11 protein-coding genes and 3 tRNA genes are annotated in these 11840 nt (G+C 67.6%); 5 read left to right on the top strand and 9 right to left on the bottom strand.

From position 1 onward, the window contains the following. Positions 1 to 70: 70 nt before the first annotated feature. The 8 genes from DN771_RS00375 to DN771_RS00340 all read right to left on the bottom strand — a co-directional run bounded on the left by DN771_RS00375 (position 71) and on the right by DN771_RS00340 (position 9014). Positions 71 to 391: a cytochrome C oxidase subunit IV family protein gene (locus tag DN771_RS00375; RefSeq protein WP_162941382.1), complete on the bottom strand. Its 321-nt coding sequence runs from the start codon at positions 389 to 391 to the stop codon at positions 71 to 73. Positions 392 to 404: 13 nt separating this feature from the next. Next, positions 405 to 1103 (bottom strand): cytochrome c oxidase subunit 3, encoded by a 699-nt coding sequence (locus tag DN771_RS00370; RefSeq protein ID WP_227462234.1) that lies wholly within the window; start codon positions 1101 to 1103, stop codon positions 405 to 407. After that, on the bottom strand, positions 1100 to 3118 hold the full coding sequence (ctaD, locus tag DN771_RS00365; RefSeq protein WP_116995350.1) for a cytochrome c oxidase subunit I: 2019 nt from the start codon (positions 3116 to 3118) through the stop codon (positions 1100 to 1102). The genes DN771_RS00370 and ctaD overlap by 4 nt, the downstream gene beginning before the upstream one ends. A 1-nt stretch (position 3119) precedes the next feature. Then, positions 3120 to 4370: a cytochrome c oxidase subunit II gene (gene coxB / locus DN771_RS00360; RefSeq protein ID WP_116995349.1), complete on the bottom strand. Its 1251-nt coding sequence runs from the start codon at positions 4368 to 4370 to the stop codon at positions 3120 to 3122. Beyond that, on the bottom strand, positions 4367 to 5539 hold the full coding sequence (locus DN771_RS00355) for a hypothetical protein (protein ID WP_116995348.1): 1173 nt from the start codon (positions 5537 to 5539) through the stop codon (positions 4367 to 4369). The genes coxB and DN771_RS00355 overlap by 4 nt, the downstream gene beginning before the upstream one ends. After that, positions 5536 to 6117, bottom strand: coding sequence for a cytochrome c oxidase subunit 3 (locus DN771_RS00350; RefSeq protein ID WP_116995347.1), 582 nt, complete (start codon positions 6115 to 6117; stop codon positions 5536 to 5538). The genes DN771_RS00355 and DN771_RS00350 overlap by 4 nt, the downstream gene beginning before the upstream one ends. 124 nt (positions 6118 to 6241) lie before the next feature. Next, positions 6242 to 7921 (bottom strand): cbb3-type cytochrome c oxidase subunit I, encoded by a 1680-nt coding sequence (locus DN771_RS00345; protein WP_116995346.1) that lies wholly within the window; start codon positions 7919 to 7921, stop codon positions 6242 to 6244. 142 nt (positions 7922 to 8063) lie between these two features. After that, entirely contained in the window at positions 8064 to 9014 is a 951-nt protein-coding gene (locus DN771_RS00340) for a heme o synthase (protein ID WP_116995345.1), read from the bottom strand. 125 nt (positions 9015 to 9139) lie between these two features. On the opposite strand from DN771_RS00340, the gene clpS reads away from it, so the two are divergent. The 5 genes from clpS to DN771_RS00315 all read left to right on the top strand — a co-directional run bounded on the left by clpS (position 9140) and on the right by DN771_RS00315 (position 10380). After that, positions 9140 to 9436: an ATP-dependent Clp protease adapter ClpS gene (clpS, locus tag DN771_RS00335; protein WP_116995344.1), complete on the top strand. Its 297-nt coding sequence runs from the start codon at positions 9140 to 9142 to the stop codon at positions 9434 to 9436. 19 nt (positions 9437 to 9455) lie between these two features. After that, positions 9456 to 10001 (top strand): DUF2017 family protein, encoded by a 546-nt coding sequence (locus tag DN771_RS00330; protein WP_116995343.1) that lies wholly within the window; start codon positions 9456 to 9458, stop codon positions 9999 to 10001. Positions 10002 to 10095: 94 nt separating this feature from the next. Further along, positions 10096 to 10168, top strand: a tRNA-Glu gene (locus DN771_RS00325). A gap of 42 nt (positions 10169 to 10210) precedes the next feature. Continuing rightward, positions 10211 to 10285: transfer RNA gene (locus tag DN771_RS00320), tRNA-Asp, on the top strand. Positions 10286 to 10307: 22 nt separating this feature from the next. Continuing rightward, a tRNA-Phe gene (locus tag DN771_RS00315) sits at positions 10308 to 10380 on the top strand. Between the two features lie 86 nt (positions 10381 to 10466). Here DN771_RS00315 and DN771_RS00310 read toward each other — a convergent pair. Next, positions 10467 to 11768, bottom strand: a complete 1302-nt coding sequence (locus tag DN771_RS00310; protein WP_116995342.1) for a DUF2254 domain-containing protein — start codon at positions 11766 to 11768, stop codon at positions 10467 to 10469. Positions 11769 to 11840: the final 72 nt, after the last annotated feature.

The following is an 11840-nucleotide window of genomic DNA, read 5'->3' as shown; positions in this document are numbered from 1 at the left end:
AGCGAGCACCTCACAAACTCGCCGCAGGCGGCGAGGGAGCGAAGCGACCGACGCCGCCGAGGACGAAGCGTCAGCTGCTGAAGAAGTGGAACGTCGCCAGCGCAGCGACGTACACGAAGATCGCGAGGAAGAGCCCCATGTAGAAGAGCCGGCCGAAGATCTTCGCGTCGTACTTGATGTGCATGAACACGAGCACGACGGTGAAGAACTTGAGCACCATCACGACGAGCAGGATCGGCACGAAGATGCTCGCGCTGAGGCCCGAGTAGCTGAGCCACACCTCGATGGCGGTCAGCACTGCGAGGACCCCGGCCGTCTTGATGAACGTGAGATCGCTCGGCCCGTGGTGGGCGTCGGCGCCGTCACTGGCGGCGGGGGCGTGGTCGGTCACGACGTCAGTCATATCAGGCCGGGATCAGGTAGACGAGGGTGAAGATGATGATCCAGATGATGTCGACGAAGTGCCAGTACAGGCCGACCAGCTCGACCACCTCGGCCTGGTCGCCGGTGACCCGCTTGCGCTTGTGGATCAGCGTGAGGGCGAGCAGCATCAGGATGCCGATCGTGACGTGGGCACCGTGGAAGCCGGTGAGCGTGTAGAAGCTCGACGAGAACAGGCTCGTGGTGAAGCCCAGGCCCTCGTTGTAGAACGTCGTGAACTCGTACACCTGACCGCCGACGAACGTGGCGCCGAGCAGGGCGGTGATCACCAGCCACACCCGGGTGTTGCGGTCGTCGTGGCGCTTGGCGGCCGATACGGCGAGCACCATGGTGAGCGAGGACATCAGCAGGACGAAGCTCGACACCGACGTGAACGGGATGTCGTAGATCTGGTCGGGGCCGAGGTTCCCGGAGTGCCGGCCCCGGTACAGCATGTAGGTGGAGATCAGGCCGCCGAACAGCAGGCACTCGGAACCCAGGAACAGCCACATGCCCATCTTGTTGTTGGAGAGGCCGGTGGTGCCGTGCTCGTCGGGCGAGCCGTGGTGCTCGCCGTGGCCGGCGGGGTCGACCACCGGCACCGGCGTAGCGGCCTGGGCGGTGGCGTCGTCGATGTCGGTGGACACGTCGGTCTCGTTCTCGGTCGTGCTCGTGTCGGTCACGTCGCGCCTCCCACGACGGCCAGGTCGGTTCCGGGCCCGGCGTCGGGCTCTTCGGGGTCGTAGTCGCTCTCGTCGGCGACCGACGGCTCGAGCGCCCATCCGAACATCGACACCACGATGAGGGCGGCGGCGACGATGGCGATGAGGCGGTTGTAGATGATGCCGAAGCCGACGAACGGCAGCATGAAGGCGAGGACGAGCGGCCAGTAGGACGGCGACGGCAGGTGGATGTGGTGGTCGGCGTTGGCCTCTTGCTCGGCGAGGATGTCCTCGGCCGTCGCCACCTTCTGCAGGTCGTGATGATTGCCTTCGCCCACGTCGGCGTACTTGCGATGGAAGAACTCGTCGAGTGCGTGCACCTCGGGCAGCGAGTCGAAGTTGTGCTCCTTGGGCGGCGACGTGGTCATCCACTCCAGGGTGCGGGCGTCCCACGGGTCGAGCGGCGCCGGGGCTCCCTTGCGGGTGGTCTGCACGACGTTGATGAGGAACATCAGCACGCCGAGGGCGAGGATGAACGCTCCGACCGACGAGACCTGGTTCCAGAAGCCGAGGTTGAAGAAGCCTTCGCCGGCCCGGTAGTCGGTCCAGACGTACATGCGGCGGGGCTGGCCCTGGAGGCCGATGATGTGCATCGGGCCAAACGTCAGGTTCATGCCGATGATCATCAGCCAGAAGTTCCACTTGCCGAGCTTCTCGCCGAGGCACTTGCCGAAGATCTTCGGCCACCAGTAGTAGAAGCCGGCGAAGAACCCGAGCACGGCGCCGCCGAACAGCACGTAGTGGAAGTGGGCGACGATGTAGTAGGTGTCGGTCTGCTGCGTGTCCGATGGGGCCACGGAGTGCGTGACGCCGGAAAGACCGCCGATGGTGAACTCGACGATCATGCCGACGGCGAAGAGCATCGCCGTCGTGAACTTCAACTTGCCGCCCCACATGGTGAGCGTCCAGTTGACGATCTTGACGCCGGTGGGGATGGCGATCGCCATCGTGGCCACCGAGAACACGGCGACGCTGACGGGACCGAGGCCGGAGGCGAACATGTGGTGGGCCCACACACCCCAGCCGACGAAGCCGATGGCCGCGCCCGAGAAGACCACGAACGGGTAGCCGAACAGCGGCTTCTTGGCGAAGACGGGCAGGACCTCGGAGATGATGCCGAACGACGGCAACACGAGGATGTACACCTCGGGGTGGCCAAAGATCCAGAAGAGGTGCTGCCAGAGCAGCGGGTCAGCACCGGCCTCGACGGTGAAGAACGTGGCGTCGAAGCTGCGCTGGAACATCAGCAGGAACAGGGCGACGGTGATGACCGGCATGGCGAACAGGAGGAGGAACTGGATCACCAGCACCATCCACGTGAACACCGGCATCCGCATCAGCGACATGCCCTTGGTGCGCATGTTGAGCACGGTGACGATCAGGTTGACGGCGCCGGTGAGCGAGGCGATGCCGGTGATCTGCAGGCCGAGCGTCCAGAAGTCGATGCCGTTGCTCGGGGAGAACGCCACGCTCGAGTTCGGCGCGTACATGAACCAGCCACCGTCGGCGGCGCCGCCGAGGAACCAGGACAGGTTGACGAAGATGGCGCCGAAGAGGAAGCACCAGAAGCCGAAGGCGTTGATGCGCGGGAAGGCGACGTCACGGGCGCCGATCTGCAGCGGCAGCATGTAGTTGGCGAACGCCGACGCCATCGGCATGGCGAAGAGGAACACCATGGACGTGGCGTGCATGGTGAACATCTGGTTGTACAGGTCGGCCGACAGGACCGTGCCGTCGGGGCCGGCCAGCTGGGCCCTGATCAGCAGCGCCTCGATGCCGCCGACCACGAAGAAGACGATGGCGGCGGCGCCGTACATGATGCCGAGCTTCTTGTGGTCGACCGTGAACACCCACGAGCGCCAGCCGGTGGCGGCAACGGGACGCTTGAAGGCTCCGAAGGTACGCGACGGAGTGACCGGAGGCGCCACCACGGGCGCACCCACGGTTGCGGGGACGGGTCGTTCGATGATCGCCATGTCAGTTCAGCTCCAGCAGGTACGCGATCAGGGCGTCGATCTGTTCCTCGGAAAGGTTGAGGTTGGGCATGCCACGGGGCAGGCCGTTGGTCTCGGCCAGTTCGTCCTGCTCGGTGAACATCGGCTTCTTCTCGGGGGCGTTGCGCAGCCACTCGCGCAGGTCGACCTCGTTGAGACATTCTGCCGTGACGCCCTCGAGGTACGCCGCTCCGAAGTCCTCGGGCTCGGCCTCCCAGACGGCCTCGCGGCACTCGGGGGTGAGGAGGTCCCACGTCGCTCCGGCGAAGGTGTTGCGAGACATCAGATGCGTGAGGTTCGGCGCAGCTCCCGAGTACACGTTGTCCTCGGGGGCGGCGATGACGGGCTGGCCGTCGGCGCCGACCTGGCCGTTGACCTGGTGGCAGCGCGAGCAGTTGGAGATGAACAGGGCCTCGCCTTCCTCGGCGAGCTCACCGCCTTCGATCTCGCCGACCGGCTCGAGCTGGTTGGCCACCCACGTGGCGAAGTCGGCTTGTGAGAGCGAGACGATCTCCATGCGCATGTTGGCGTGGGAGAGACCGCAGAACTCGGCGCACTGACCGGCGTAGATGCCGGGGTGATCGGCGTGCAGGCGGAGGGTGTGGATGCGGCCAGGGACCATGTCGCGCTTGCCGTTGATCTTCGGGACCCAGAAGCTGTGGATGACATCACGACTCGTGCCGCGCAGCAGCACGTTGGTGTCTTCGGGGATGACGAGCTGGCCGCTGGTGACGATGGCCTGGTCGATCGCCACGCCGCCGCAGTCGCCCGCGGGGTAGTCGATCTCCCACCACCACTGCTGGCCCGTGACGTTGACGACGCACGCGGTGTCGTCGGTCTTGTTGAGCGCCATCAAGGTTCCGACCGTGGGGACGGCGACACCGATCAGGATGAGGGCGGGCAGGATCGTGAGACCGATCTCGAGGGCCGGCTTGCCGTGCGTCTGCTCGGGAATGGCCTGGCCGCGGTCGCGGTAGCGGAACACGCACCACATCACGGCCAGGGCGACGATGACCAGCACCAGCCCGGCGATGGCGAACACCGGCCACTGCAGGTTGTGGATCTTCTGGGCGTTGTCGCCTTCGGGTTGCCAGGTGTCCTGCGGCGCATCCTTGGCACAGGAGGCCAGCAGGATGACCAGACCGAGCGCGGCGAACGGCAGTGCCCGCCGGCCTGTCGACAGGCGCGCCTTCGATTCGGCGGGACGAGCCGGGCGTTGGCTCCACAGACTCACGGAACGATCACCTCAACAGACTGATTGTCGACCCCGGGCACGACGAACTCGAAGTGGTTCGTCTCGGACGACGCCGCACCGATCTCGAACGTCAGCAGCTGGCTGCCGTCGGCCTCGGCGAGCGCGGTGCAGAGCTGCTCGCGTGCGGCGTGTTCGGCATCGGTCGATTCCCCTGCGTCAGCGCCGCTGTCGGCACCCTCGGCCGCGGTGGCCTCGCCGAGCAGGAGCACGAGGCGGCGGTCGTCGTCGCTCTCGTTGCGGAAGATGATGTTGGTCGGGTTGCTCCGCGTGATGGTGATCGCGGAGTGGTCACCCGGGATGCCGATGGTGCGAGCGACGAGCGTGCCGTCGCTGCGCAGGATGATCTCGCCGTGGACGTTGGCCTTGGCCCCGATGGTCTGTGAGGCGTTGTTGTCGGCATGGGTCTCGTCGGGGGTCTCGCATTCGCCGTGCGTGGCGAGCGCCCCGGTGGTCTCGTGGGTTTCGATGTCGCGGGGTCCGGCCAGTGCGGCCGCCACGCCGCCGGCGACGAGGCCGAGTACGGCGACGGCCGCCACGGCCTGCACGGTGGCGTTGCGCAGCTGCGGGCGATAGGCGACCGCAGCGCCGACGGCGAGGACCAGTGCGGCGAGCACACCGAACACGATGGGGCCACCGGTCTTGGACAGGAACAGCATGATGCGGCTGAACGAGTAGACGATGACACCCGTGGCGAGCAGGGCGAGCACCGGCATCTCGGCGGGGTGGGCGATGCGCTCGCGTACGCCGGCGTTGTACCCGACGTCGCCCGAGGCGCGCTCGCTCCAGGCCTCGATCATCCACTCGATCGTGGCGGCGAGCAGGGCGATGACCCCGAAGATGAAGACGACCGGGTAGGTGATCAGGCCGAGGACGAGCAGCACGCCGCCGCCACCCGCGACGATGGGCCAGATGCTGGGTCGGGGCGCATGGTGCGCCGCCGCCGATTCGGTGGCGGCGGTGGGATCCTTCACCGAGACGTCGGCGTCGCGGGTGAACAGGTTGATCGCCGTGATCACTCCGAAGGCGACGGACAGGCTGATGAGGCCGGTCGTGCCGAGGGAGCCGCTGACGGTGGTGCCGTAGATGATGGCCGCGACGATGGAGAGGAGCGTGGCGCCGATGAGGAGGCGCGACCCGGTGGGAATCATTTGGTGACGAACACGATCAGCCACACCGCCGAGACGACCCCGGCGATGACGTACCAGTAGAGGGCATGGGCCGACACGAGCTCCGTGTCGGACTGGCGTCCGCCGAGCAGGCGGAACGCCGTGACGCCGGTGAACACGACGCCGATGATGAGCAGGGCGACCATCGCCCCGGTGATGGCATAGAACATCGGGGCATAGCCGGAGTCGGCCACCGGCATGTCCATCCTGTTGTAGATGTACGCCTGGGCGTTGATGGCAGCGAGGCCGATGACGCCGACGAGGCCGAGGGCGAGGCCGACGTGGATGCGGTCGTGGCGCCGGGCGGCGTAGACGGCCCACTGTGCGAACAGGGGAATGGCGAGCACGCCGATGAGCATCACGTTGGCGGGCACGCCGGGGATCTCGACGCCCTGGGGAAGCCACGCTTCTCCGGCGTCCATCACCTCTTCACGCTTGCGGATGAAGACGGCGAGCATGCCGCCCATGAGCATGATGGCGCCCAGCGACGCGATGGCGGTGCCCACGAACACCTGCCGGCGGGGCGGCGGGGCCGGGGCGGCGGGGAGTGCGTACGTCACTGCTTCTCCTTCGACTGCGTTCCCCGGCCACGCAGGCCGCGTGAACGGCGTGCTCCGCTAGCGCTCCGCACACCTTGACCGCGCGAACCTCGGGACGCTCGCTGCGCTCGCTGAACTCCGGACATCACGGTGCGACCTCTGTCGTCGTGATCTTGAGGTCGGTCAGGGGCTCGGGCGAACGAACGGCGGGCGTGGTGGCGAAGTTGCCGGCGGGCGCCGGCGATGTGGTGGCCCACTCGAGCGTCTGGGCATCCCAGGGATCGTCACCGGCGGTGGCGGCGCTGCCGGCGGGCTTCAGGAGGAGCCCGAGTACGGCGAGGACGGTGACGGCGAAGGCGGCGTGGCCGACGGTGACGGCGACGTTCCAGAGGGCGCTCGGGCCCTCGTAGTCGAACACGACCGCGCGGGCCGGCTGGTCGGCGAAGCCGGCGATCAGATAGGGCACGGAGGCGAGGACCGCACCGAGCGCTCCGAGCAGGGCCAGGCCGTACGCCGGAGCGTCGGGCACCTTGGCGCCGGTCCACTTCGGGAACCAGTAGACGATCCCTCCGAGGCCGGCGAGCACGGCCCCGTACACGAGCGCCACGGTGGCGCCCTCCTCGAACACGGTGCCGTCGAGCCCGAGATCCTCGATGCCGCTGGCGGCCGCGCCGAGGATGCCGATGGCGACGAGACCGACGCCCAGCAGGGCGAAGACGAAGGGGGCGATCGGCTTCGGGGTGACCGCGGCGCCGGCGCGGCGCTCGGCCTTGCTCGGCGGCTTGGCGAGCAGGGCTCCGACGGCGAGGACGACGACGATGCCGAGCAGCGGCAGCAGCGACAGCATCGCCCAGTTGAGCAGGTAACCGAGGCGGGTCAGCCAGTTGCGACCGGTGACCGGACCGCCCGTGCCCGGCAGCCGGAACTTCTGCTGCTGGGTGACGCCGGCGAGGATGCCCACGCCGACGAGGGAGATGCCGGCGAGCAGAACGCCGCGCATCGGCAGGCGCTTGCGGAAGACGACCGGGAGGAACTCGGCGAGCAGACCGACGGCGGGCACGGCGAAGAGGGCCAGCGACGGCCCGGTGAGCAGCCACGCCCCCCAGTCGTTGGTGCCGGCGCCACCGCCGAACAGCGACGTCTCGGCCGTGGCGTAGCGATCGTCCATGTAGAGGTAGGCGAGGACGCCGACGAGGATCGGCAGGACGAGCACGACGCCGAGCGCATGGATCAGCGACGCCCAGGCGAACGGCGGGACGCGGTGCAGCTTCATGCCGGGGGCCCGCGTGGTGAGGACCGACGTGGCAACCGGCACGGCGACGGCGATCAGGCCGAGAGTGACGAGGACCAGCGCGCCGATGTAGAGGCGGACCATGTCGGCGTCGCCGCCTTCTGGGCCGCCGTTGTTGAACAGCGAGATGATGAGCAGCACGACGCCGCCGAGCCACGTCCAGAAGCCGGCGGCCGCGAGTCGAGGGAAGGCGAGGCTACGAGCACCGAGTTGGAGCGGCACGGCGAAGACGGCGAGACCGAGCAGGAGCGGGACGACACCGCCGAGCACCAGACCGACGCGGTACCCGGCGAACAGCTCGGGAACGATGCGATCGGGCAGGAGATCGCCGTCTCCGCTGATTCGCTCGGCCCCGAGCAGCGCCCCGAGGACACCGGTCACGAGCGTGGCGAGGAGCGAGGCGGTCACGAGGAGGCGACCGATCACCTTGTGATCGCTCGATGTGAGCGCGGCGACGATCGACGAGGTGACCGCTCCGGAGGTGGAGCCGGTGTCGTCGGCGACGTGATGAAGGGTGGGGTCGAGAGTGCTCATTCGTGTCGGGCTCTGTACGCGGTGCCGGCACTGCGGCCCACCGCGGGGCGGGGAGAGGCAGCATGGCCGAGTTCGGCCGTGACTCTACTTGTAGGCCGCCTGGCGGCATGAAATCTGTGCGAGGTCACGGCGGCGACAGGGGTCATGCCAGGATCAGCACGTCGGCGGTGATGGCGGCGAACAGAAGCGTCACGTAGGTGATGCTGTAGGCGAACACCCGCATGCTCCCGGCCGGGCTCGGCCGCTTGGCGAGGGCATACGTGCCGCCCAGGAAGCCGACCCCAAGGACGATCGCCGTCGCGGTGTAGATCCAGCCGAGATCGGCCACGGGAGCGAGCACCAGCGTGCTCGCCACGAGGGCGACGGTGTAGCCGATCATCTTCCGTGCGGCCTCTTCGAGGGGCACGACGGCCGGCAGCATCGGGACGTCGGCGGCCCGGTAGTCGTCGGCATAGCGGATGGCCAGCGCCCAGAAGTGGGGCGGCGTCCAGAGGAACATCGCAATGAAAAGTACGACCGGCGCCCAACCGAGCGAGTCGGTGACCGCCGCCCATCCGACGAGGACCGGCACGGCGCCGGCGGCGCCGCCGATGACGATGTTGTGGCGGCTCGAGCGCTTGAGCCAGATGGTGTACACACCGACGTAGAAGAGCATCGCCGACAGGGCGAGCACGGCCGACAGGAGGTTGGCCCCGGCCCAGAGCACGGCGAAGGCGACGACTTCCAGGGCGGCGGCGAACACGAGCGCCTGGCGAGGCTGGATGACGCCGGTGACCAGGGGGCGGTCCTGGGTGCGCTTCATCATCGCGTCGATGTCGCGATCGATGTACATGTTGAAGGCATTGGCGCCGCCGGCGGCGAGCGTGCCGCCGACGAGCGTCACGAGCATCAGCCACAGCGACGGCCATTCGCCGGCAGCCAGCACCATGGTGGGGATCGTGGTGATGAGAAGGAGCTCGATGATCCGCGGCTTGGTGAGTGCGATGTACGCACCGACGACCGACTTCGGCTGCTGGCGCGCGCCGTGAGCGCGCTGCGAGAGTCCACCTGGAGCGAGGCGCGAGGGGACGAGTGGGCGGCTGCCGACGGCCATAGCGGCTCCATCGTAAGGCACCCTCGCCCCGCCCGGCCAAAGTCGACGTGCGTCACCGTCCGGAGTCCGGCGGGCGATGGGTCAGCCTGCGTGGCCTGCGGGAACGCATCCGGTTGAATGTTCGGGTGAGTGACGCACCGGACGTGGCAGTCCTGGACGCCCCCACCACCGACGAGATCGTCACCGAAGATCGTCCGTGGATCGTGTTGGTGTGGAACGACCCGATCAACCTGATGAGCTACGTCACGTTCGTGCTCCAGAAGCTGTTCGGCTACTCCCTCGAGAAGGCCACCGAGCTGATGCTCGACGTCCACGAGAAGGGCAAGGCGGTCGTCGCCAGCGACACGCGCGAGCGGGCGGAGATGCACGTGTTCCGCCTGCACGAGCACGGGTTGTGGGCCACCATGGAGCATGACGAGTAGGGATGCACGTTGAGCGGCGATGAGTAGCACGGGGGCCTTCTCGCGCGACGGCGAACGCTTCGTCCTGCGCCTCGCGGCGGATGAACGGGTGCTGCTCGGTCGGCTCCTCGACGAGCTGCGAGCACTGCTGAGCGCTCCCGACGGAGCCACGACCGCACCGGCCACCGTCCGGTTGTTCCCGGTCGCCCACCCCGACGACGCCGAGATGGAGGCCGAGTATCAGCGCCTGATGCGCGACGAACTGGTCGCCAGCCGGCTCGCCGGCGTCGCCACCGTGGAAGAGGTCCTCGCGGCGGCGACGCCCGGCGGTCGACGCGGGCGCCGCTCCGACGTGGTCACCTTCACCGAGGATCAGCTGCTGGCGTTCATGCAGGCCGTCAACAGCATCCGGCTCGTGCTTGGGACCCTGCTGAACGTCGACGAAGATGACGAGCCGGCCGATCACACCGACGACTCCAGCCACGTCTCCGGGGTGGTCGACACTCCCGAGTACCACCTCTACGCCTATCTCTCCTGGATCCTCGACTCGGCCGTGGCGGTGCTGTCGCCGGGCTCGGTGGGATGACCGCACGACCCAGCGCTGAGGAACGGCCATTCGTCCGGTGGAACCTCGCCGACGCGCTGCTAGTGTTCCGTTGCTCTCAACCGGAGACGTTCTAGCCCCCATCGTCTAGTGGCCTAGGACACCACCCTTTCAAGGTGGCGGCACGGGTTCGAATCCCGTTGGGGGTGCGCACATATCTACTGCCGCAAACCAGTTGCGTTATGTCACTGGGTCCCGTGGTGAAGTCTGGAGTTCACGCCGGCCTGTCAAGCCGGAGGTCGCGGGTTCAAGTCCCGTCGGGACCGCTGCACGAGCAATCGTGCTCTCGGTCGAGTAGCTCAGTCGGCAGAGCGTCCGCCTGAAAAGCGGAAGGTCACCGGATCGACGCCGGTCTCGACCACCCGAGTCCCGCCGCAGCGGCTGCTGGCGCCCAGACCCGTGATCGGACGTTGTCCGCCTGTGACCTTCAACGCCGGGCGTTAGCGATCAGGTGGTCTCGCGGATCTGGGCATAGGCACTGCGGATGGCGGCGATGTCGTCATCGAGTTGCTCGTGACGGGTAGACGCTTCGAGGACGAGATGGGCTTGGCGTCGGAGTTCGGTGGTCCGGTCGTGGTAGCCGTCAGCGGTCACTGACTCGATCAGTGATGCGAGGGTGTCGAGGAGATAGCAGCACACGGCGGGATCGGCGCTGCCGGCGCGCCGGATCTCGTCAAAGGCGAGCCCGATCAGTGCGTCGTGGGAGGGTCTGCGTTCCATGACGACCGTGCGGTCGCCGTTGGTGGTGACCGCAGGTGGTGGTTCTCGGCGGAGGAGTTCGGAGAGGATCGCCGCGGTGTGGAAGATGGCGTCCTGGGCGGTGGTCGGGTCGTTGATTCCGGGTGAGAGCGCTCTGAGGGCGATGTCGACGGTCTGGCGAAGTCCGTAGGTGACGTCTTGTTGCATCGTGCGGGTGTGACCGATCACGACCGCCGACCGGAGTTTGCCGATGAGCTCGTCGTCGCTGGGCGGCGTGATCGACATCAGCGGGCTGTGGGCGATCGCGTACTGGCCGGCTTCGGTGTGGACGCGGACCGTCGCGCCGTCGGGAACGAGGTCGATGATCGTGTCGGTATCGATGAGTTGGATCCAGCCCGATCCGTCCGATCGCACGACGGTCGTCGGCTGGCTCGATTTCGGCGGGAGCGGCCCGGTGAGGTGCCCTGGTTCGGCGGGTTCCCACGAGGCGTGGATCTGGGTGACGGTCTCGCGGCGGATCCGTTCCAGGATCTCGCTGACGTCCATCGTGTGGGCGTTGTGATCGATGAAGGCGACGATGGCCAAGATCGCGACGATGCCGAGCACGACGGCGACGGCCACAGAGACGTTGGGGATCACCGGTTCGCCGTCGGCTTCGAGCGCCGATCGGACGGAACGCAACACGACGATGCAGTAGGTGAAGGTGCCGACGACGAGCGCCATCACCCGCTTGTTGAACGGATCACGGAACAAGGCGTGCACGACCCGCGGCGAGTATTGGCTGGACGCCAACTGCAGAATCAGCAGCGACACGGAGAAGGCGATCCCAGCAAACGAGATCGTGGCGGCGGCAATCGCTCCGAGCAGGGTGCGGGCGCTCTCGACCGTCGAGGTGAACCCGAACGGAAGCTCGGCGAGCGTGATGTCGACGCGGCGATCGACGGCGAGCAGGCCGAGACCGAGCACAGCCGCTGCCACCACCGCTGACATCGGAACGAAGAACAGGCTCGATCGGAGGCGCTCGACGATCGAGCTGAGTCGTACCTTCATGCGCCGTCCCCAGGCTGAGCTGTTTCGCCGTTCTCGAGGATGTCCTGGGTGATCTCGTCGGTCGGCTCGACC

The organism is Desertimonas flava (assembly GCF_003426815.1).
In the GTDB taxonomy this organism is placed as follows: Bacteria; Actinomycetota; Acidimicrobiia; order Acidimicrobiales; family Ilumatobacteraceae; genus Desertimonas; species Desertimonas flava.
Note: the sequence above shows the minus strand (reverse complement) of the source record. Positions and strands in the feature narration are given on the sequence as shown.

Bases quoted from the DNA above. Each gene is read 5' to 3' on its own strand.
- DN771_RS00340 (WP_116995345.1), bottom strand. From the start codon at position 9,014: ATGGCCGTCGGCAGCCGCCCACTCGTCCCCTCGCGCCTCGCTCCAGGT.
- DN771_RS00355 (WP_116995348.1), bottom strand. From the start codon at position 5,539: ATGATTCCCACCGGGTCGCGCCTCCTCATCGGCGCCACGCTCCTCTCC.
- DN771_RS00345 (WP_116995346.1), bottom strand. From the start codon at position 7,921: ATGAGCACTCTCGACCCCACCCTTCATCACGTCGCCGACGACACCGGC.
- ctaD (WP_116995350.1), bottom strand. From the start codon at position 3,118: ATGGCGATCATCGAACGACCCGTCCCCGCAACCGTGGGTGCGCCCGTG.
- DN771_RS00310 (WP_116995342.1), bottom strand. From the start codon at position 11,768: ATGAAGGTACGACTCAGCTCGATCGTCGAGCGCCTCCGATCGAGCCTG.
- DN771_RS00330 (WP_116995343.1), top strand. From the start codon at position 9,456: ATGAGTAGCACGGGGGCCTTCTCGCGCGACGGCGAACGCTTCGTCCTG.